Consider the following 19,807-nt stretch of genomic DNA (forward strand, 5'->3'; position numbering starts at 1 on the left):
ACTAAATTTGTATATCAAAAATTGAAATGAATACAAATCAAAATAAAGCAGTAGAATTTGAAGATCTGGGTATCAAAGAATATCAGCCAGCCTGGGATTATCAGGAACAACTGATGAAATCTATTATTGATACCAAAATAAAAAACAGAGATCTTCCGGAAGAAGAACATACCACCACTCCGAATCACCTTCTTTTTGTAGAGCATCCCCATGTTTATACTTTGGGAAAAAGCGGACATGAAGAAAATATGCTTGCCGGCATCGATAAACTGAAAGAAATTGATGCTACTTTCGTAAAAGTAAACCGCGGTGGTGATATTACTTATCACGGTTACGGACAGGTTGTAGGGTATCCTATCCTTGATCTTGAAAACTTTTTTACAGATATTCATCTGTATATGAGAAATCTGGAAGAAGTGATCATCAGAACCATGGCAGAATACGGCCTTAAAGGTGAACGGTCTCAGGGCGAAACAGGGGTTTGGCTGGATGTAGGAAAACCTTACGCAAGAAAGATCTGTGCTATGGGCGTAAAAGCGTCGCGCTGGGTTACTTTACATGGTTTTGCTTTGAATGTAAATACAGATATGCGTTATTTTGAATACATTATTCCATGCGGAATCAAAGATAAACAGGTTACTTCCTTAAAAAGAGAACTTGAAAGAGAGCTGACACCCCAGGAAATGGAAGAACTGAAAGCCAAACTAAGAAAACATTTCGTAGAGGTCTTCCAGGCAGAACTGATCTATAAATAATACAAATTAAGATGTACTCATCATAAACCAGTTTCAATAATTGAAGCTGGTTTTTTAGTTTAAATTATACCCTGATGATCAGAACATTTAGATCCTACAGAATCTAAACCGTTTTATTTATAATTTGAAAATCAAAGGCTTCAAAACCCTAAGTGTACTTCTTAAACATTCAAGTATCTAAAAATTCCTACATGTTAAAAAAGGCTTAATGATGTTGGAAAATAATGTTATTTTGTGAAATCGGCTGGATTCTTAAGAAATGACACAATCGAAACCGAGGTCTTATCCACAGTTTGTCATTCCTAAGGAATCCAGACTACAAAATTCAAATTTCCATTATTCTAACATTTTATCTTTTCCCTGAGTTATACCATTAAAATCATTGGGTTTTTAGCCCTTTTTAATATCATAAAATCAAAGAATTTGTAGAATTTATTTATTTTTTGAAAAAATTTCTTGTATATATTTTAATTTTTATTAATTTTAAAATCACAAAATAGTGAACTATTATCAAGTAGTTTACGACTCATCAACCACTAAATTATAATAATTATGAAAAAATTTCTGTTATCCATGATGGTATTTGTAACGGTACTGTCATTCAACTCCTGTTCAGATTCAAATGCGAATCAAGATCCGAATCTCGTTTCAAAAGAGTCAAGTGAAATGGCTCTGAAAGACTTCGGAAAAACTGTTCCGGTAGGGATAGAAAAAGAAAATGGAAAATACAAAGTTTCATTTATTGTTTCTGCACAACCTTTTCAAATTAAAGACAGCAAAGACAATGAGGCGTACATTTCCATGATTGAACAAGCCGTAAAAGATGAATCTCCAATTCATGTTTTTATGAAAGGCAATACCACTGAAATTGCTAAAGTTGAAAAAGCTACACAAGACGACATCCGTTATTTCAAATCAGTCCTGACCAAGGAAACGAAAAGTGATAACAGTCAAAAACTGGCCAGCGTTATTCCTGATCTTGCTACTTTGAACAGCTTGTTCACACAAATTAAAAATCAGTCTTGCGGAACTTCTACCGCTTCTTCTCCTTGTATTACGTTCAGATACCCTGTGGATGGATGCTATGCAAGGGCTCACAAAATGAGACAAATCCTTATTAATGCCGGATATGATTGTGAAAAACAGTTTGTATATGGTAATTTGAGAGCTTCCACAGGTACATGCTGTGTATCCTGGGTGTATCACGTAGCAATCCTAGTAAGCTTTAAAAATGCTTCGGGAGTGGTTGAAAAAAGAATCATAGATCCATCATTATTCTCCAGCGGACCGGTAACGGATGCGGCTTGGAGAGCAGCATGCACCAACACAAGCTGTGGATCTGCATCTGTGTCTTCTTTTGCCAATACGGCAGGAAACGTTTATTACAGAAGCCCTGCCGGATCATTGTTATATGACAATAATTACGTAAACACCAATTGCGTATTAACTACCTTCTCATCACTTTCAGGATGCTCGCCATCGCCAGCTCCAAGTGTAAGCCACTGCGGGTTCTAACCCTTTATAATATAGCTCCTGCTTTTATCAGCTATAAATAGCAGGAGCATTTTAATACATGGTACAAATAATGAAAATCTTACATTACATTCTATTATTCTTTTGTATGTTCACATCCTGTTCAGGCAGCTCAGGTTCACAAAACTTAACCTGGTATAATAAAGCTACAATAAGCAATATCACCGAAGACCCTGATAAACCTAAAGAACTGATGCGTATTTCCATAGGCATCAGCCAGCAGGTTTTTTATCTTTCAAAAAAATCACCGGACTATAAAACACTTATGCAAAAGCTGGATCAGAGTTTTAAGAAAGGAAAGGCTTACAATATCGGAATTGAAAATAATACGAATATCATTAAACAGATTAACGATATCAAATAATCCACAATTTTTTATCTGATCACAGAAATTCCAGCATCTACTTTGATCTCTGCTCCATGAATGTATGAAGCTTCTTCTGATGCAAGAAACAGCACTACATTCGCGATTTCAGATGGTTCCCCCTGTCTTTTAAAAGGTATGTTAGGAATAATGTCAATAATTGCATTATCAATCTGTTCCTTCGTTAAACCCGTATTGTTAAAGATATTGGTTTTAATGTGCCCCGGGCTCACACCATTCACACGAACTCCATGCTTCGTAAGCTCTGCTGCAAATGTTTTGATGAAAGACTGCACGGCAGATTTTGCGGCTGAATATATTGAAAAATCAGGCATCGCAATATCCGCTGCCATGGAAGTATTAAAAATGACGGAACTCCCGCTTTTCATCAATGGTAGTATCTGCTGAGCAGTAAAAAAAGGTCCTTTTACCAACATATTGAAAAGCTCATCAAACTGATTTTCATCTACACATTCTATAGGTGCAAATTTTCCGTAACCAGCATTTAAAAAGAGTACATCTATCTGATCCGTATATTTCTCAACTTCCTTCCGTATATTCATCAGATCATTGATATTTCCGGCATTGGATACAATTCCAAAAGCTTTCTCTCCCAATATTTCCAAAGCCATATTTACGGTTTTCTCGCTCCTCCCCGTAATAATTACCTTTCCCCCTTCTTCAATGAATTTTTGCGCAGTAGCTAATCCCATTCCATTGGTTCCGCCGGTTATTAATGCTGTTTTGTTGTTAAATCTCTGCATTGCTTTTTAGTTTAAAATTCTACTGCAAAGATTAAAATAGAGAGGGTCTCAAAAAATCCGAATCCTGCGGAAGTGGCTGTACATTTTTAAATCTATCAATAATTGCCATCAATAAAATCTTTTAAAATTAAATTGCACACAATTTAATTGGCCATATATTTGCAGTGTTAATTGAGTTCAATATAAAAACGATAAAAATGTCATTAATAGAAAATCTAAACTGGAGACATGCTGTAAAAGCTTATGATCCTAATAAAAAAGTTTCACAGAAAGACCTTAACACTATTTTAGAAGCGGCAAGACTGGCTCCTACTTCATCCGGATTACAGCCTTTCCGAATTATTGTAGTAGAAAACCAGGAACTGAAAGAAAAAATGGTAGCTGGAGCTTTAAACCCGGAAGTGATGAGAGATTCTTCTCATGTATTGGTCTTTGCAGCATGGGACAGCTATTCTAATGAAAAAATAGATAAAGTTTACGATTATCACACAGATGTAAGAGATCTTCCTAGAGGGCGTTTCGGAAGTTATACGGATAAAATTAAAGAAATATACGGAACTCAGACTCCAGAGCAGCATTTTGCACATACTGCCCGCCAAACTTATATTGCGTTAGGAATTGCTCTTGCACAAGCAGCGGAACTTAAAATCGACAGTACTCCCGCTGAAGGATTCAGTAATCAGGTGGTAGATGAAGTATTGGGCTTAAAAGAGTTAGGTCTGAAAAGCGTGAGTCTTTTATATCTGGGATACCGCGACGAGGCTAATGACTGGCTTTCCAGTATGAAAAAAGTCCGTATTCCAATGGATGAATTTATCATAAAAAAGTAATACCTTCATCTAATCTTTCGTACTTCAACTTATGGAAAATCCGAAAACACCCAAATTAGAAAACCAGATCTGCTTTCCTTTATACGTGATAGCTAAAGAGATCACCGGACTTTATCGTCCTTTTCTTGATGAACTGGACATCACCTATCCGCAATACCTTGTTATGATGATATTATGGGAGGAAGACGGCATTACGGTAAGCCATATTGGAGAGAAACTTTTCCTGGACAGCGGAACTTTAACTCCTCTTCTCAAAAGACTGGAATCTAAAGGTTTTATTATAAGGAAACGGAAAAAAGAAGATGAAAGAGTGGTTGAAGTATTTTTGGATGAGGCCGGAAAGAAACTGCGTGAAAAAGCCTGTGAAATTCCCGGAAAAATTCATAAAAAAATTGATATACAGCCGGAAGAGCTTATACAATTAAAAGATACCGTCTTAAAAATATTAAACAAAATAGAAAAATAAATGAAAACATTATACACCACACAGGTAACCGCCAAAGGAGGAAGAAACGGCCACGTGAAAAGTGAAAACGGAGTTTTAGATCTTGAAGTAAGAATGCCAAAAGGTTTAGGAGGAGCTAATGATGATTTTGCTAATCCTGAAATGCTTTTTGCGGCCGGATATTCAGCGTGTTTTGACAGTGCTTTGAACAGAGTGATCAGCTTGTCAAAAGTAAAAACCGGAGAAACAACAGTTACTGCACAAGTAAGCATAGGACAACTTGAAAACGGAGGTTTCGGATTAGCCGCAGAACTGGATGTCAATATTCCGGGAGTTTCTCTTGAGGAAGCACAGGCTTTAACAGAAAAGGCACATCAGATCTGTCCTTATTCCAATGCTACCAGAAATAATATCGAGGTGAAACTTTCCGTAACCAATAACGATTAATCCAATTTTTTTAAGCATAGTTATAACGAAAGGAGCTGTTTTTTATGAAAACAGCTCCTTTTTATTTTCTAGTAACAAAATTTCTGAGATAAATACAAAAGGATTCTTCATTAAAACTTCGTTAGACTATCAGTCACTCATCATTTATCTTCTGTTCATATCACTTTTCTGATATGCATCTACCTTTTTATATGAGTTATTCTTCTCTTTTTCTTTTTTATCTGAAATTAAAATTCCGTAAAGATGGTCTATTTCATGTTGAAAAATAACCGCCGTAAATCCTTCCACAAGCTCCGAATACTTTTGCCCTTTCAAATCTACATATTCCAGCTGAATGACTTTACTTCTGTAAAACTGATCCCTGAAATCCGGGATTGACAGATCTCCTTCAGGACCAAGATTTTGTAAGTCAGACTTCCACACGATCACCGGATTGATAAAATATTCAAGGGGTGTTCCCTCTTTATCAAAACGCTGTACCCAGATTATTTTTCTGTTGATTCCAACCTGCGGTGCTGCAATTCCTACTCCACCATCTGTTGAAAGAAGGGATTCTTTCATTCTTTTTACCAGAACAGCAGTATTGGGATCCAAAGGGTTTATTTCTGAAGAAAGGCTCAACAGTGTTTTATGTTGATTGGAATCAGTAGTCTGATAGATAGGCAAAGCTGTATTTATATCTCCCTGATTAATAATCGAAAGTTCATTAGAGGTGAGCTTCTGGGCATTGAAAAATCCCATAAAAAAGATGAGCAGAATGGATAATTTATTCATGTTTTTTAAATGTGATACAAAGGTAAATATTGTTATTCAAATAGACCAGACTTCAATTAATACTAAGAATAATTTACTGCAGGATTTCAGGTTTTGGATAAAGCCGTTGAAAATTTAACCTAAAAAACGGGCTAAAGCCCGTCCCTATTGATATGTACTTGAATAAATCTTGTTTACTTCTTTTAATAAACTCAAATAGTCTGTAGAAGTAAAATTAAAAAGTCTTTGTCATATCTCCCGGAATAATCAAATTGAAATCAGTTGGGATATAATCTTTTGCCGGAACTTTCAACTCTGGATCATCGGATTCAAAAACAGAGATCACTACCATTTTCAGATTCGGATTTTTCTGTTTGATATACCAGTAAATTCCGCCGAACTCTTTACTGTGATAATTTCCGTTGTAATGAACAAATGTTTTTCCGGCCTGAATATTTTTCAGAATAGATTCCGCCATTGTAGCGTCTTTTGTAGCTTGTGCTGAAATAAAATTCATCACTTTTGTTCCCTCCGCATGATCGCCCATCATCTTTTTCATTTCCGGATAACCTGGAGTATCTAAAGTTACTTTGATTGGTAATTGGGCGATATAAGTCTTTTCTTTCTCACTTAATTTATTCAAAGACTCCAGCCCTTCTTTTGCCGTTTGTGAAGCGTATCTTCTTGGAATATTTGTTGCAATGAAATTCAGTTTTTTACTTTTAGCAAAATCAACCAAAGGTTTGTAATCTGTTGCATAGTTATTCCACAAACGGGCTGAATCTTTTAATGTTTTTGCGTCGAATTTCCCGTTTAAATACTGATCCAGCTGAGCCTGATTATCTCTCTCGAACATTTCTGCCCCCAGAATAAGCTGACCGTTCTTCTTAGCAAACAAAGCTTCTGTAATTTTAAGCTGCAGCCAGTGATTAATGGAACTGTTATGATTTTCACCAAAAAATACCACGTCATAATCTGCCAGTTCTTTCACTAATTTTTCTGTCTTTACCTCCTTCCCTTTTTTATCATAAAACTGATACGCTTTAAATTCCTGTGCTTTCAAAGAACAGCAACCGGCAATCAGTATCGCTATGAAAATGTTTTTCATTTTTATTTTATATTTAACTACAAATTACACAAATATTTTGGCACTCATCCTACTATAGCAGCCAAACTTGTCTTTTGAATTTCTTTATCTTTTATCTGAAATAAAAAAACCGCTTTGAATTTTACAAACAAAACGGTCTTATTCAAATTATCTAATTATTATTGCTCTAATGCTGCTACAAGATCCTTCCACTCCTGAAGTTCAGGAATTCCCGGCTTTCTTTTCCCGAAGAACTGAACGATAAAGTCACCTTCATTATTGAAAACTTCAATAGCGGTTACTTCTCCGTCTTCCGTTGGCTTTTTAACGATCCAGGCTTCTGCAATTTTCGTTACATCAAGGTGTAAATTGAAATCAGGATCCATTACATTGAACCATTGCTGGTGCCAAAGTGTTTTCTTAACATTTCCTGTATGGATCTGAATAATTCCTCTGTTTCCAACGAAAACCATGATTGGGGTATTCTTTTCAGAAGCGTCTTCCAGGATGTTTACCACTTTAGCATTATCAATTTTCTTAGCAAATCCTTCCGGAGCTAATCTTAATGCCTGTGTTCTGCTTACTCCGTATTTTCTGGTCATCATGAAGAAATCGTGAGTATCTTTTAGTTCTGTCCAGGCCTTTTTGAAACCTTCTACATCTATTTCAGAATCAGCTTTTTCTGCTTGTTTAGGAGCCACTGCTTCAAATGTAAAAGTTTCGTTCTGATCTTCGGCTCTGAATTTTTCAACAATAGCATCAAAAGCATCACTGTTACTGTCTTTTGTAAGATAGATTTTATGTAACGCCAATCCATCTTTACCAAAAAACTGAAGACTCTTTTTATCTCCTTCCACTACTGCAAAAGCGAATTTCCAGTGGTTAAGGAAAATTCTAAGGTCAATATCTTCTCCTACGAAAAGCTGTGCATGAGGGCTGCTGAAATCACCATTAAGGTAAGTTCCTTTTCTTTCATGAACACATTCATCATTACGGGTAAGAGCCATTACTTTCCCCAACTTCTCTGCTTCTGTAAGGATGCCTGGGAAATCTGCTTTTAAAACAGTTACCTCATCTCCTACACTGGTCAGTAAAAGTTCTGCTTCACTAACTCCTAATTGTGCAGCGGCATTTCTTATTCTTATATGTGGATTTTCTGCTTTCAGAGCTTCCCATTTTTCCTTTAAGTCATTTACTAATGTGCTCATTATTTTATTTTTTTATGGTTAAAATTGTATAAATTCTATGTATTGTTTCGCCTCCGGTTTTACTTTTTATCTGTTCTTCTTTTTCAGAAGTTTTCATCCTTTTAAAATGGCTTTTGGAGATCAGTTCTTCCATTTCATTATTATTGTACAGGGTAAAATCAAATGCTGTAAACGGCAGTTTTTCCATAAATTCTCTCTGTCCGAAAGTGAGAACAAATGTTCCGTCGTCTTTCAGAACTCTGTAAACCTCATTTAAAAACTCAACCGGATTTTCCCAGAAATACACGGTATTGACTGTAAATATTTTATCAAAGGTTCTGTCCTGAAAAGGAAGTTTCTTTCCTTCATACAATATAAAATCTGCCTGATTTTCGAATTCTTTATTCAATCTTTTGGCTTCATTGTGCATGGTTTCGGAAATATCAATTCCTGTATATTTCAGGTTTTTGGCTAATCCAAAAATATTTTTCAGATGTCCGGCATTTCCGTGTCCTATTTCAAGGATCTGCTGGTTATCTTCAATCAGAAGTGTTCTGATACTTTCTAACGTCATACTGATGTTAGTGGCATTCATCATTTCACCAATCTCTATACCTTTTTCTCCCTGAGGATTGGCTAGATTCTGTGCGAGAATTTTAAGTTCTTCTTTTTCCATGGTTATCCAAAAATGATCATTGGGTTATTGGTAATGGGATGCCCGCAGATGGTACAGGGGAAATTATAGGCATTACTGATATTTTCTGCCGTAAAAACTTCCTGTGGTGTTCCATAGGCGGAAACTTTTCCTGATTTCATTAATAAAATCTTGTCTGCAAATTGTGCAGCAAGGTTCAGATCGTGTAAAACAACAATTGCACTATTGGCTTTTTTCGTGAAATTCTTGATAATTTCCAACGCTTTGTATTGATGTTTTATGTCTAAATTATTCAGAGGTTCGTCCAGAAAAACAAGTTTATGGGTTATTTCATTCTGCAGCTGTGCCATTACTCTTGAAAGGTGTACCCTTTGTTTTTCACCGCCGGAAAGGGTATTGTATTCTCTTTCTTTCAGATGAAAAATATCGGTTTCATACATCATATTATTCATTGCTTCAAGATCTTCTTTACCTGGCTGGGCATCAAAATAGGGATACCTTCCCATCATCACGACATCTTTTACTTCAAGTGGAATATCGTTGCTGTTATGCTGGGAAAACTTTGCTTTATGTTTTGAAAGTTCTTTCACATTCCAATCAGAAATGGGTTTATTTTTAAACAAAACCTGTTGTTTTCCGGTTTTCACTTCATTGGCCAGAACACTCAGCAGACTTGATTTACCGGCTCCGTTTGGTCCTACGATTGCCAGAAATTCACCATATTCCAGAGAAACGTCTACGCCATCCAGAATACGAAAGTCTTTATGTTTATAATTAATCTGATGTGCCTTAATCATTACAGTGATTTTTTAAATTTAACCAAAATAGCGATAAAAATAGGTCCTCCCATCAATGCTGTCAAGATTCCTATCGGCAATTCGGACGGTGCTACAATACTTCTGCTGAATGTATCCGCAGTTAGTAGCAAAATACTTCCGCATAATGCTGATAAGGGCAGAATGAAAGTATAATTGGATTTGAACAACAGCCTTAAAATATAAGGTACAATAAGACCTACAAAACCAATCGTTCCCGAAAATGCTACACATGTTCCCACCATTAAAGCAACTATAATAGTAATCTGCTTCTTTAGCTTTTCCACGTTGATTCCCAGATGCTGTGCATCTTTTTCACCCAGCATCATAGCATTCAGTGCTTTTCCTTTTGGCAAAAGAATAATATAGGCAATGACAGCAACAATGGTTAAAATAATATTTTTGGTCCAGGTAGCTGCTGCTAAACTTCCTAAATTCCAGAATGTCAAATCTCTGAGCTGCTCATCTTTTGAAATATAGATCAGAAATCCGGTGATTGAAAATCCAATTGCTGTAATAGCAACACCGGTTAAAAGCATCATTACTACATTGGTTTTTCCTCCACTTGTTGAAATTCTGTATACCAACATCATCGATAAAAAAGATCCTACAAAGGCTGCAATTCCTACCAGGGAAAATTGTACAGCTTCAGGAAGATATTGCTTAAAATGTCCTCCTAAAACAATGGCAATGGCCGCCAGCAATGTTGCTCCCGATGTAAGTCCTATTAAATCTCCCGTTGCTAAAGGATTCTTGAAAAGCCCCTGCAGGCTTGTTCCTGAAACCGATAACATACTTCCTATTAAAATCGCCATAATAATTCTGGCTGCTCTTACGTCCCATATTACATATTTATCACTTAAGGATAAACCGGGATCTCCTTTTATAAACTGCCACAAAACTCTGAACGGAGATGTTCCGCTAAAATCGTAGACTCCTGTATTAAGTGACAGTACTGCTATGATAACCAGCAGCACTGCACTTATAATAAGATAAAAGTATAGTTTACTTTGTGCTTTCAATTAAAAGTTTGTTTAATCCTAATGCTGCTTCTCCTAGTCTCGGTCCGAAACCTGACACTAAACCTCCATCCATTGCGATGATCTTCTTATTTTTTCCTGCGTTGGTTTGGGAAACTCCCGGCATTTTAAGCGCTCCTTCGTTTCCTCCTGCTCCCTGCAGACCTGAAGTAAAGAAAAATAATACGTCAGGATTAGCTTTTACAACAGCTTCGGGTGTTAATGGTTTGAAATCTTCAAAATCATTGACTGCATTTTCTGCTCCGGCAAGATTGATGAGTTCAGCCATAGGCGTGTTCTTACCTGCTACCATCAGCATATTCCCTCTGGCATAAATAAATAATACTTTCGGCTTTTTTTCAATCGGCTGTACCTGTTTCAAATCTGCATCAATCTTATCATTTAGTTTTTGATACTCTGTGTTTCCTAAGGCTTTTGCTACATCTTCGATCAGTTTCTTGGTTCCTTCAACGGTGTATTCCTGTTTGAAAACATCTGCTTTAATGCCTGATGCTTTGATTTTTCCTAATAATTCCGGGTTGATATCTTTATCGGAAGCAAGGATCAAAGTAGGGTTTACTGCCATGATCGGCTCAATGGTCATAGATCTTACATGGCCTAAATCTTTGGCTGTAGCCTTTAAGCTTTCAGGGTACGTACTGGTAACATCTGTTCCCACGATTTCTTTTTCGTGGCCCAGAGCGCTTACAATTTCTGTAATTCCTCCGCTTAGCGATACGATTTTATTATTAGTCTTTGGTGCTTCGGAAGTAGCTTCCGTTGTATTTTCTTTGGTTGTTCCTTCTGCTTTTTTGCATGAGTATACTGCTACAAGAACAGAGGCTGCAAGAATGAATTTTTTCATAGTGTAGATATTTTTAAGGTCATATGGAATCATCATCTCTGGAAAACCAGTTAATCATAAATCCATACAGCCATATTTTATAAAGGTTTATATTCGAATTGAGGTCTTCCTCGTTCTCCTGTAGTGCTGGTAAGCCTTGTAAATCTTAGTTTAAAGTAATAGCCTTCAGCATCTTTAATAATGTAGAAACGGTCCCCGTATACTTCAAGTCCATTGGTCCCTACAGGATTTCTCCAGTTTCCTCCTATTACTCTGTGATCGTTGTAAATGAATTTGGACGGGTCAACATCTGAGGCTTTAAAATTATTGTAAGCTTCCACACCTGATCCTGAGGTTACTTTTACTTCATAGGCACCTACTCCTCCTACCGTATTAGTGGTTACAAAATCTGCATAAATATAACTTCCGGCACCGGAAATAATATTGGTAAATACCGTAAAACAGATATCCCATTTCTTTTTCTCCGGCTGTATAATTACCTCACTGTTTTTTGCAAGACTTACAAAATTGTAATTGTATACTGCATTTTTTACGATGGTCAGTTCTTTATGGCTGGAAGCATTAAGCTCAGCATATTTTATTTTGTAGCCGTTGCCTGATCTTACAACCTGGACCTTCATCCATCCTCTGCTGTCACCTCCTGTAGCAACAGATCCTGTAGGAATAGTTCCTGTAAAGATCTTTTTCCCCATATTAACAAGGTAAACCGCGTTTTCAGAATCATCAGACTTAATTTCATTAATAGCAGTATATCCTGAAGGGAAGTTTCCTTTCACATCATCTATATAGGTTTCATTGGAAGGATCGAAGTTAGCAACCTGTACTTTATCTTTCAGGGCGGCTACACTTGCATCTGTTACTAAATCTATATTTGTTGCATTTGGAATTTTACCTGCTGCCATCATGATGGATGAATTTAAAACCACTTTAAATTCATTTCCTGAATAAAATGCAAAATCCCAGTCTGTTCTTACTGTTAAAGCTTCAGTATTGGTTCCCAAATCAAACCAAACCTGATTAGGTTCAGCAGCTCCGCCTACATTCGGGCTGACAACAGCTCCGTCTGAAGGAGCAACCATCACGGCGTCTTCATTATCATTAATACATGATTGAGAAATAAAAGAAGCACCTATTAAAAGGGAAAATAGTATTTTTTTCATTTTTAACCTTTAAAAATTATAATTTAATCTGGCAAAATAACTTCTGCCATAGAATAGATTTTGCATTTCTGCAGAAGCATTATGACTGTTCCCTGCCAGAGTTGTATTTCTCACATTGGTTACATCAAAAATATTTTTAACCCCAACACTGACCTCAAAATGATTCTTAAAGAAAGGCTGGCTCAGGGTGAAATTCAGCATATTATAATCTCCTACTTCTCCTAGTACATACTGCCCTGGATCTTTTGGATCATTAGCATTCGTTTTAAGGGTATATTTTTTCTGAGTTCCTGTGTATTTGTAATAAAGGGCAAATAATGTTTTAGTGTAAGGTAGTGTATAGTTAGCTGCAAGATTGGCTTCTGCGTAGAAATTATAATCATCAGGAGAATAAATATTTCCGGTATTCAACACCTGAGAAACTCCCATTACTGAAACACCTGCGTTTACGGATAAGTCCCCTTTTCTAACATTTACGCTTCCTCCCAATAATATAGATTTAAAATTATCAACATTTAAATAGGTAATTTGTAAAGGACTGTTGTTAATAATTACACTTTCAATTCTGTCTTTTACGTCTAAAAACATTCCTGAAGCACTGAAATTAAACTTCCAGTCATTATGATTAGTGATTGCATAATCCCAGAACATCCCTGCTGAATATCCTGTCTCGGGTTTCAGGTTCTCGTTCCCTCTGATATCATGATTGTTGTCTACTACAAAAGTATATAGCTCATCATAAGTCGGGAATCTATTAGCAGAGCCAAATACCAGACGGATATCAGATTTTTCCGTGGTTTTAAACCTTAATGTGGTTGAGTAGTTATATTGTGTATCAAATTTATCACTCAAAGCTAATCTCAACCCGGGACGCACAGAAAGCCAGCGAGTAGCATTCCATTCTGCAGATAAGAAATTGGCATAATTGAATATTGAGCGTTCAATACTTTTTCCGTTGTTATTGCTTTCAAATGTTGTGGCATCTGCAAAACCTTTGGTTCGGTCTAATTCATAGCCTATCTGAAAGTTAATTTTTTCACTGTCTAAGAAGTTACTGAACATTCCTCTTGAATAAAGAACATCCGATTTATAAAATGTTAAATTAGGATCTCTTGACAATTCTTTTCTGTTGGGAACATCATAAGTATAATGCTGAGATTTTCTTTCCTGAGTCTGATAAGAGAAATCCCCATTATAATTAAGTCTTCCCAATTTGGTTTGTATATTGAACTGATGAATCCATCTTTTTGTATTGTAATCAATATCTTTTGAAGTATAGGTTCTGTTACCTCCTCCCAGATACAATTCTTCCACCAACGGATTATAGTAATTGATCTTTTCGGAAAGAAAATTCAGTTTATAATAAAAACTTGTGTTGTTTTTACTGTATCGGATCACTCCATTGGTTGTCACCTGATCTTTGGGCTGCCAGTCGTAGCCACGCTGTCCGTCATTCCCTTCATTAAAGTATTTATACCCCTGAAATCGTCCTTTATACCCCTGAAAATCATTATGATTAATATCGGCAGCAACAGACCAGTTGTCATTTATTCTGTATCCTAAGTTCAAAGACTGAATATGACGTCCGTTTCCTTTTTTAAACCAGTCATAATCCTTATTCACTGTTTCTTCCTGCAAAGAAGCCTGAATATTAATTTTTTTACTGTAATTCTTTTTCGTAATAATATTGATCACTCCTGCCAGTGCATTATTTCCGTATTCCACGCCCATTGCTCCTTTTACCACTTCAATACGCTCAACATTATTAACGTTGATCTTTGTAAGGTCTACCAGATTTCCCAACCCTTCATCACTAACAACTGGAATATTATCAATAAGAATCTTGGTATACGCTCCGCTAAGTCCCATGATATTTGCGCCGGAATTCCCTGAGCCTTTATCAGGTACTATTAAGATATTAAGGTTTTGGTTTAAAACTTCGGCAACACTGGTTACTGCCATGTTTTTAATCTGCTGTGCATCAATTACTTCTACCTTATAAATTGATTTACTAATTGACTGCTGCATATATTGCCCTGTGATAACAACTTCATCAATATTCTTCTGATTTAAAGAATCTTTTTGTTGTGCATTCATCCAGAAAGCAATGGACAGTGACAAAACGGTAAGCACTTTCTTCTTCATAGATTGAAAAAATTTTCGCAAATATAAAACTTTATTTAGAACAAGTAAAAATAAATATATATTTTTGTAGAATAATTCTAAATAAAATCTATTATGAGACTAAAATTACTTATAGGAGCTTTAATGTTCACAGCAGCTGCAGCAAACGCTCAGGTTTCAACACTCAACGAAAATTTTGACAATTTTACGGCAGGAAATAATACTTTTCCTCAAAACGGATGGTCTGCTGTACTAGCCCCTAATCCAATGCCTTTCCCTCCTGCTCCTCTGATGATTGTAACTGCTACTACAGATAAAGTAGTGCAGGCTTATTCAGGAAATAATTCAAGCGCACCCTCATACCTGATCACTCCGCAAATCATAGCTCCTGCAGGTGACAAAACACTCTCTTTTTCAGCTGCAAAAAGCACAGGAACCAACGGTAACGGAACACTAGAGATAGGACTGGCTTCAAACCCGACAGATATGACCACTTTTGTATCATTGGGAGCTCCAATTTCCTTAACGAGTGAAACCATGCAGACCTATACCGTTTCCGTACCGGCATCCACCTCTACCTATATTGTTTTCAAGTTTACACCAACCATTGTGCATACTGCATTACAAATTGATAATGTAGTTTACAATACTTCATCTACCCTGTCTGTTTCTGACCACCTGAAATCCAATGAAGAAATCAGATTTGCTATGAATAATTCTCAAACTGCTTTGGAGTTTAGAACAAGAAAGGATCCTAAAAATATCCAGATTTATTCTGCTTCAGGTCAAAAAGCAGCGGAAGGAAAACTGAACGGCCAAAGTTTCGACATCAGTACTCTTCAGCCCGGCGTTTATTATATGCTTATCGAAACTACCGAGGGGAAAGAAATCAAATCTAAGTTTATCAAAAAATAAGGTTTATTAGACTATTATTTACCTTTTCAAAGCCGACAGGATTTTTCCTGCCGGCTTTTTTTACTCTATAATCCCCTGCTTTAATATATGATCAAAAGAAAACACGATAAAAATCATGTTTTTATTTAGAATCATTAAAAATAAATATATACTTTTGTAGAATAATTCTAAATAAGGATGTAAAAAATTAAATTATGAAAACAAAACTATTATTGGCTTCATTGTTTGCTCTTTCTGTTCAGCAGACAGTTCTAGCACAAACTGATGCATTGGGATATTCACAAGTAAACATGACAATGGGACAGGGATACCAAAACCGTGTTTTTTTCAATCTGGCAGATGGTAATATGGTTTCTCAGCCTGCAAAAAGCTGGGATATTGCGTTCTTCAGAAATTCCTCAATGAATTTCGGATCCAGAGTGAATGATGCACAAGATATTGAAGTTTATGAAGCTTCCAATAATCTTGCAGATTGGGACAATATCAATATTGCAAATGTATCCAATTGGGGAAGTCCTATCTATAATCCGGATCAGACAACTTCTCTCCAGGATGGTGCGTTTGAACAAGGATCGGCTCCTTACGGCTGGGGACAATATAATGGTGCAACACATCACATAGATGGAAAAATCATTTTTGTTTTAAAATATTCTGACGGAACCTATATCAAATTTGCTATTCTTGACTATTTCGGAGGATATACATTCAAATATTCAAAGTGGAATGGAAACTCATGGGATGCAACTGAAACCAGAACTATAGCAAACGGAACGGATGACGCTTATTTTAACTATTTCTCTTTCACCACAGGAGCCAAAGTTAATAATCTTGAACCTTCCAAAAGTGCATGGGATTTCGTCTTCACTAAATATTACACATTCTATAACAATATTATGATGTACCCGCTCTCCGGAGCTATTCAGGCACCTACTGTGACCGTGGCTAAAGTGCAGCCGGAGACTCAAGCAACAGCTGCATATACCCTTCCTGCCAATGCGAGTTTCTCTTCCAATATCACCACGGTAGGACACTCTTGGAAAGGTATTGGTAATGCATATTCCGATGTTGTTTATTATATTAAGAAGGGAAGCGATTACTACAGAATGTATTTTACAACCAACGGAGGATCTTCCACAGGAAATATGTATTTCAAATACAAAAAGATCACCGAAACTTTAGGAATTACCGAAGTAGGGAAAAAGGCTTCTTTCGGAATCTATCCAAACCCGACTACAGCGGATAAAAAAGTAACGGTTCTTTTTGACATAAAAGAAAAAGCGGGTAACAAAGGGAATGTAGAAGTTTTTGACCTTACCGGAAAAAAAGTATATTCTGCAGAACTTACCAATCAGGCTGGGTTTTACAAGCAAGATCTGAACCTATCTTATCTGACTTCAGGAAATTATCTTGTTAAAATTACTTACGGCGGCCAATCGGAGACGAAAAAGCTTATTGTAAAATAAGATATTTTATTTTAATACTTTCTATTTTTTCTAATAAAAAGGCGGTTTCAGAATCTTGAAACCGCCTTTTATTCTAGTATATTTTAAATCCTTTGTACACTTCCGTTGAGCTTTCCATCATTTTGGAAGCATCTTTTCGGAAATCCAGCAGATGATCCTGCCCGTTGTGTCTGTTATGATGATCTATGCTTTCCCAAAGTTCGATCAGGAAAAAGGTGCCTTTATTATCTTTATCTTCAATAAGATCGTACTGCAGACAGCCTTCTTCTTTTCTTGTTTCTTTCACCAGGTTCTGAAACAGCTCTACAGCTTCCATCAGATAATTTTCATTAAACTTAAAGAGTGCAATGATATGTAAATTCATGTTCTAATATTTAGTCATGTAAAAGTAAAATATTTTCAAAACCGAAATAGAATTTACAGCTTTTATTTTTCCACAGCAAGCCTATTTTTTAATTAAAAACTGATTTATAAATAGTTATAGAGCTCATAACAATAACCAGCAAACCAATAATCAGAAACATTTTTTTAACAGGAAGCTTAGCTGTAAGCATTGCAGAAAAAGGAGCGGTAATAATACCTCCGATCAAAAGCCCGAGAATAATGTTCCAGTGCTGAATTCCAAGGGTAAAGAAAAAAGTAACAGCGGCGGTTATTGTCAGTATAAATTTGGCTACCGTAGAACTACCTACTGCAAATCTGGGAGTAAATGCATTTTTGATTAAAGTTCCGGTTACCAAAGGTCCCCAGCCACCCCCTGCAAATGAATCTATAAAACCTCCGATTACCCCTAATCTTGTAAGGTTTGTTTTCTTTTTAAGCGATTTGTTCTGTTTTTCCTTAAAAGCATTTGAGAAAATCTGAAATCCGAGATAAAGAGTATAAAAAGCAATTATTGTTTTTGTGATTTTGGCGTAATATTCCCCAAGATAGGTAAGGCAGACGGCTCCGATAACAGCACCGATAACGGCAGGAATTGCCAGTTTTTTTACCAGACTTTTGCTCACATTTTTAAGCCTTACATGGCTTATACTTCCCGCGGCAGTTGTGAAACTTTCAGCAGAATGAATACTTGCACTTACAATATGAGGAGGAATATTCAGCAGCAGAAGTGTTGTAGTACAGATAACACCATATCCCATTCCCATTGATCCTGCAACTATTTCGGCAAAAACGCCTACCAGCAGCATCCAGTAAAAAATATGGTTATCTTTTGCCAAAATAGTCAAAAGGTCATCCAGATATCCCAGCTCGTACATAGAAAATACCGTAATGAGCAAAATAACTGTAGTCACAAAAAGAACATTAAGCCTTATTTGAATTTTTCTTGAAATTACCATTTTACAAAATCATTTGGGGTATTAACGTACAATTCCAGGATTAATGATCTGTGTGCTAAGGCAGGATCTCCTGTTCCAATGAAGACCGTAAGTTTTTGTAATCTGGTTGTATCTTCTTTTGAAATCATAGTTTATTCATTTGAAGTCTTGCAAATATCTGATAAAATATCTACCCTACAAAATAAGTAGACTAATAATTCAAAAAAAAGGATCAGGTCAGTCGACCAGATCCATTAAAGTTTTTTTCTCAAGAATATTCAGTGAGGCATCCCGTACTTCAATCAATACATCATGAAGCCCGCAGTGGTCTTCATTACAATCTTCACATTTTTCATAAAAGTTCAGACTTACACAAGGAAGCATGGCAATGGGACCATTAACAAGACGGATGATCTTGGCAAGTTTTACATTTTCAGGATTTTCTTTGAAAAAGTAACCTCCGCCTTTCCCTTTTTTACTATCAAGGATATCCGCTTTTTTCAGTTCAAGCAGAATATTTTCTAAAAACTTTAAAGGAATCTTTTTGTGTTCCGCAATTTCAGAAATAAGAATCGGGCCTTCATTTCTTTTTTCTACAAGATATGAAAGCGCCTTAAACGCATATTGAGATTTTTTTGAAAGCATTACAGCAAAAATAAGAAAATTGTTTAATATGTGAAAAAGTGAAGAAAGCTAACACCTCTATGTGCACTGCAAAAACCAATTAATATATTCCGTTTTCTTTATAATACCTTCTTTCAGCTTCGCTTTAGCTACCACATTTTTGCCTTTCTCCTATTAAATCATTATGTTTGCCATATGTTCAGTAAACAAGAGGCACAGCAACTAAAAAAAGAATTTTGGACAGCTTTCGGAAAATCGTTTCCCAGAAAATGGATTCTTTATGATACCAAAATCAAGGATATGGCATTTAAATTTTCTGCCGATAATAAAAAGGCAGAGGTTTCGTTAGATATCGAAATGAAAGATGAAATCTTCCGGAATGCCTATTACGAAAAGATTTGGTCACTGGAAGATATCTTAAAGGATTTTATAGGAGATTTTCAGAAAGAAGAGTATTTCACTTTGGACAATGGCAAGGTTATCAGCAGAATATGGGTAGAGAAACATAATGTTTCCATTTTTAATAAAAATACCTGGCAGGAAACTTTTGAATTTTTTTTCGACAAAATGGAAGGTTTCGAAAGGTTTTATTATGAATATGAGGATTTTATAAAGGATATATAGAATACTTGTGAAATAATTACCGTTTAATGCCCAAGTAGAGATAAAAAAGAAATCTTATC

At 36.0% G+C, this 19,807-nt stretch carries 23 protein-coding genes; 9 read left to right on the forward strand and 14 right to left on the reverse strand.

The features are described from left to right. Positions 1-26 precede the first annotated feature (26 nt). The 3 genes from lipB to F3J23_RS13555 all read left to right on the forward strand — a co-directional run bounded on the left by lipB (position 27) and on the right by F3J23_RS13555 (position 2,652). Positions 27-755 (forward strand): lipoyl(octanoyl) transferase LipB, encoded by a 729-nt coding sequence (gene lipB, locus F3J23_RS13545; RefSeq protein WP_167029799.1) that lies wholly within the window; start codon positions 27-29, stop codon positions 753-755. A gap of 552 nt (positions 756-1,307) precedes the next feature. Then, positions 1,308-2,270 (forward strand): protein-glutamine glutaminase, encoded by a 963-nt coding sequence (locus F3J23_RS13550; RefSeq protein WP_167029802.1) that lies wholly within the window; start codon positions 1,308-1,310, stop codon positions 2,268-2,270. A gap of 70 nt (positions 2,271-2,340) precedes the next feature. Then, positions 2,341-2,652 (forward strand): hypothetical protein, encoded by a 312-nt coding sequence (locus F3J23_RS13555; protein ID WP_167029805.1) that lies wholly within the window; start codon positions 2,341-2,343, stop codon positions 2,650-2,652. Between the two features lie 11 nt (positions 2,653-2,663). On the opposite strand, the gene F3J23_RS13560 is transcribed toward F3J23_RS13555, so the two are convergent. Then, positions 2,664-3,416, reverse strand: coding sequence for an SDR family oxidoreductase (locus F3J23_RS13560; RefSeq protein WP_167029808.1), 753 nt, complete (start codon positions 3,414-3,416; stop codon positions 2,664-2,666). Between the two features lie 197 nt (positions 3,417-3,613). Here F3J23_RS13560 and F3J23_RS13565 point away from each other — a divergent pair, with 197 nt between their 5' ends. From F3J23_RS13565 to F3J23_RS13575, 3 genes are read left to right on the forward strand one after another with little or no spacing between them, the layout of a single operon-like run. After that, positions 3,614-4,246, forward strand: a complete 633-nt coding sequence (locus F3J23_RS13565; protein ID WP_167029811.1) for an NAD(P)H-dependent oxidoreductase — start codon at positions 3,614-3,616, stop codon at positions 4,244-4,246. A gap of 31 nt (positions 4,247-4,277) precedes the next feature. Further along, the gene (locus tag F3J23_RS13570) at positions 4,278-4,712 is read left to right on the forward strand and encodes a MarR family winged helix-turn-helix transcriptional regulator (protein ID WP_167029814.1); all 435 of its coding nucleotides are present in this window, start codon (positions 4,278-4,280) and stop codon (positions 4,710-4,712) included. Beyond that, a complete protein-coding gene (locus tag F3J23_RS13575; RefSeq protein WP_167029817.1) occupies positions 4,713-5,138 on the forward strand; it encodes an organic hydroperoxide resistance protein in 426 nt (141 codons plus the stop codon). A 144-nt stretch (positions 5,139-5,282) separates the two neighbouring features. Here F3J23_RS13575 and F3J23_RS13580 read toward each other — a convergent pair whose 3' ends face one another. The 9 genes from F3J23_RS13580 to F3J23_RS13620 all read right to left on the reverse strand — a co-directional run bounded on the left by F3J23_RS13580 (position 5,283) and on the right by F3J23_RS13620 (position 14,824). Next, a complete protein-coding gene (locus tag F3J23_RS13580) occupies positions 5,283-5,912 on the reverse strand; it encodes a peptide deformylase (protein WP_167029820.1) in 630 nt (209 codons plus the stop codon). Between the two features lie 214 nt (positions 5,913-6,126). Continuing rightward, positions 6,127-6,999: a ChaN family lipoprotein gene (locus F3J23_RS13585; protein ID WP_167029823.1), complete on the reverse strand. Its 873-nt coding sequence runs from the start codon at positions 6,997-6,999 to the stop codon at positions 6,127-6,129. A 158-nt stretch (positions 7,000-7,157) separates the two neighbouring features. Then, a complete protein-coding gene (locus F3J23_RS13590; protein ID WP_167029826.1) occupies positions 7,158-8,186 on the reverse strand; it encodes a hemin-degrading factor in 1,029 nt (342 codons plus the stop codon). 4 nt (positions 8,187-8,190) lie between these two features. Then, positions 8,191-8,841, reverse strand: coding sequence for a class I SAM-dependent methyltransferase (locus tag F3J23_RS13595; RefSeq protein WP_167029829.1), 651 nt, complete (start codon positions 8,839-8,841; stop codon positions 8,191-8,193). A 2-nt stretch (positions 8,842-8,843) separates the two neighbouring features. Beyond that, positions 8,844-9,617, reverse strand: a complete 774-nt coding sequence (locus F3J23_RS13600) for a heme ABC transporter ATP-binding protein (RefSeq protein WP_167029832.1) — start codon at positions 9,615-9,617, stop codon at positions 8,844-8,846. Next, positions 9,617-10,657 (reverse strand): FecCD family ABC transporter permease, encoded by a 1,041-nt coding sequence (locus tag F3J23_RS13605; protein ID WP_167029835.1) that lies wholly within the window; start codon positions 10,655-10,657, stop codon positions 9,617-9,619. The genes F3J23_RS13600 and F3J23_RS13605 overlap by 1 nt, the downstream gene beginning before the upstream one ends. Then, on the reverse strand, positions 10,641-11,519 hold the full coding sequence (locus F3J23_RS13610; RefSeq protein WP_167029838.1) for a hemin ABC transporter substrate-binding protein: 879 nt from the start codon (positions 11,517-11,519) through the stop codon (positions 10,641-10,643). Before F3J23_RS13610 ends, F3J23_RS13605 begins: the two co-directional genes overlap by 17 nt. A 77-nt stretch (positions 11,520-11,596) precedes the next feature. Then, positions 11,597-12,679, reverse strand: a complete 1,083-nt coding sequence (locus tag F3J23_RS13615) for an HmuY family protein (protein WP_167029841.1) — start codon at positions 12,677-12,679, stop codon at positions 11,597-11,599. 9 nt (positions 12,680-12,688) lie between these two features. After that, positions 12,689-14,824, reverse strand: coding sequence for a TonB-dependent receptor plug domain-containing protein (locus F3J23_RS13620; RefSeq protein WP_167029843.1), 2,136 nt, complete (start codon positions 14,822-14,824; stop codon positions 12,689-12,691). A gap of 93 nt (positions 14,825-14,917) precedes the next feature. Between F3J23_RS13620 and F3J23_RS13625 the strand changes: the two genes are divergently transcribed. After that, positions 14,918-15,718 (forward strand): T9SS type A sorting domain-containing protein, encoded by an 801-nt coding sequence (locus F3J23_RS13625; protein WP_167029847.1) that lies wholly within the window; start codon positions 14,918-14,920, stop codon positions 15,716-15,718. A gap of 194 nt (positions 15,719-15,912) precedes the next feature. Next, complete coding sequence (locus F3J23_RS13630) at positions 15,913-17,181, forward strand: T9SS type A sorting domain-containing protein (protein WP_167029850.1); 1,269 nt, start codon at positions 15,913-15,915, stop codon at positions 17,179-17,181. A gap of 73 nt (positions 17,182-17,254) precedes the next feature. Here F3J23_RS13630 and F3J23_RS13635 read toward each other — a convergent pair whose 3' ends face one another. The 4 genes from F3J23_RS13635 to F3J23_RS13645 all read right to left on the reverse strand — a co-directional run bounded on the left by F3J23_RS13635 (position 17,255) and on the right by F3J23_RS13645 (position 19,145). Beyond that, positions 17,255-17,545, reverse strand: a complete 291-nt coding sequence (locus F3J23_RS13635; protein ID WP_167029853.1) for a putative quinol monooxygenase — start codon at positions 17,543-17,545, stop codon at positions 17,255-17,257. A gap of 88 nt (positions 17,546-17,633) precedes the next feature. After that, entirely contained in the window at positions 17,634-18,476 is an 843-nt protein-coding gene (locus tag F3J23_RS13640; RefSeq protein WP_317167726.1) for a sulfite exporter TauE/SafE family protein, read from the reverse strand. A gap of 38 nt (positions 18,477-18,514) precedes the next feature. Further along, on the reverse strand, positions 18,515-18,649 hold the full coding sequence (locus F3J23_RS21725; RefSeq protein WP_262888155.1) for a hypothetical protein: 135 nt from the start codon (positions 18,647-18,649) through the stop codon (positions 18,515-18,517). 88 nt (positions 18,650-18,737) lie between these two features. Next, positions 18,738-19,145: an RrF2 family transcriptional regulator gene (locus F3J23_RS13645; protein WP_167029859.1), complete on the reverse strand. Its 408-nt coding sequence runs from the start codon at positions 19,143-19,145 to the stop codon at positions 18,738-18,740. Positions 19,146-19,319: 174 nt separating this feature from the next. Between F3J23_RS13645 and F3J23_RS13650 the strand changes: the two genes are divergently transcribed. After that, positions 19,320-19,748 (forward strand): DUF4268 domain-containing protein, encoded by a 429-nt coding sequence (locus tag F3J23_RS13650; protein WP_167029862.1) that lies wholly within the window; start codon positions 19,320-19,322, stop codon positions 19,746-19,748. Positions 19,749-19,807: the final 59 nt, after the last annotated feature.

The organism is Chryseobacterium sp. Tr-659, assembly GCF_011752975.1.
In the GTDB taxonomy this organism is placed as follows: Bacteria; Bacteroidota; Bacteroidia; order Flavobacteriales; family Weeksellaceae; genus Chryseobacterium.

Coding starts and splice junctions, on each gene's coding strand:
- lipB (WP_167029799.1), top strand. CDS start 27: ATGAATACAAATCAAAATAAAGCAGTAGAATTTGAAGATCTGGGTATC.
- F3J23_RS13550 (WP_167029802.1), top strand. CDS start 1,308: ATGAAAAAATTTCTGTTATCCATGATGGTATTTGTAACGGTACTGTCA.
- F3J23_RS13555 (WP_167029805.1), top strand. CDS start 2,341: ATGAAAATCTTACATTACATTCTATTATTCTTTTGTATGTTCACATCC.
- F3J23_RS13560 (WP_167029808.1), bottom strand. CDS start 3,416: ATGCAGAGATTTAACAACAAAACAGCATTAATAACCGGCGGAACCAAT.
- F3J23_RS13565 (WP_167029811.1), top strand. CDS start 3,614: ATGTCATTAATAGAAAATCTAAACTGGAGACATGCTGTAAAAGCTTAT.
- F3J23_RS13570 (WP_167029814.1), top strand. CDS start 4,278: ATGGAAAATCCGAAAACACCCAAATTAGAAAACCAGATCTGCTTTCCT.
- F3J23_RS13575 (WP_167029817.1), top strand. CDS start 4,713: ATGAAAACATTATACACCACACAGGTAACCGCCAAAGGAGGAAGAAAC.
- F3J23_RS13580 (WP_167029820.1), bottom strand. CDS start 5,912: ATGAATAAATTATCCATTCTGCTCATCTTTTTTATGGGATTTTTCAAT.
- F3J23_RS13585 (WP_167029823.1), bottom strand. CDS start 6,999: ATGAAAAACATTTTCATAGCGATACTGATTGCCGGTTGCTGTTCTTTG.
- F3J23_RS13590 (WP_167029826.1), bottom strand. CDS start 8,186: ATGAGCACATTAGTAAATGACTTAAAGGAAAAATGGGAAGCTCTGAAA.
- F3J23_RS13595 (WP_167029829.1), bottom strand. CDS start 8,841: ATGGAAAAAGAAGAACTTAAAATTCTCGCACAGAATCTAGCCAATCCT.
- F3J23_RS13600 (WP_167029832.1), bottom strand. CDS start 9,617: ATGATTAAGGCACATCAGATTAATTATAAACATAAAGACTTTCGTATT.
- F3J23_RS13610 (WP_167029838.1), bottom strand. CDS start 11,519: ATGAAAAAATTCATTCTTGCAGCCTCTGTTCTTGTAGCAGTATACTCA.
- F3J23_RS13615 (WP_167029841.1), bottom strand. CDS start 12,679: ATGAAAAAAATACTATTTTCCCTTTTAATAGGTGCTTCTTTTATTTCT.
- F3J23_RS13620 (WP_167029843.1), bottom strand. CDS start 14,824: ATGAAGAAGAAAGTGCTTACCGTTTTGTCACTGTCCATTGCTTTCTGG.
- F3J23_RS13625 (WP_167029847.1), top strand. CDS start 14,918: ATGAGACTAAAATTACTTATAGGAGCTTTAATGTTCACAGCAGCTGCA.
- F3J23_RS13630 (WP_167029850.1), top strand. CDS start 15,913: ATGAAAACAAAACTATTATTGGCTTCATTGTTTGCTCTTTCTGTTCAG.
- F3J23_RS13635 (WP_167029853.1), bottom strand. CDS start 17,545: ATGAATTTACATATCATTGCACTCTTTAAGTTTAATGAAAATTATCTG.
- F3J23_RS21725 (WP_262888155.1), bottom strand. CDS start 18,649: ATGATTTCAAAAGAAGATACAACCAGATTACAAAAACTTACGGTCTTC.
- F3J23_RS13645 (WP_167029859.1), bottom strand. CDS start 19,145: ATGCTTTCAAAAAAATCTCAATATGCGTTTAAGGCGCTTTCATATCTT.
- F3J23_RS13650 (WP_167029862.1), top strand. CDS start 19,320: ATGTTCAGTAAACAAGAGGCACAGCAACTAAAAAAAGAATTTTGGACA.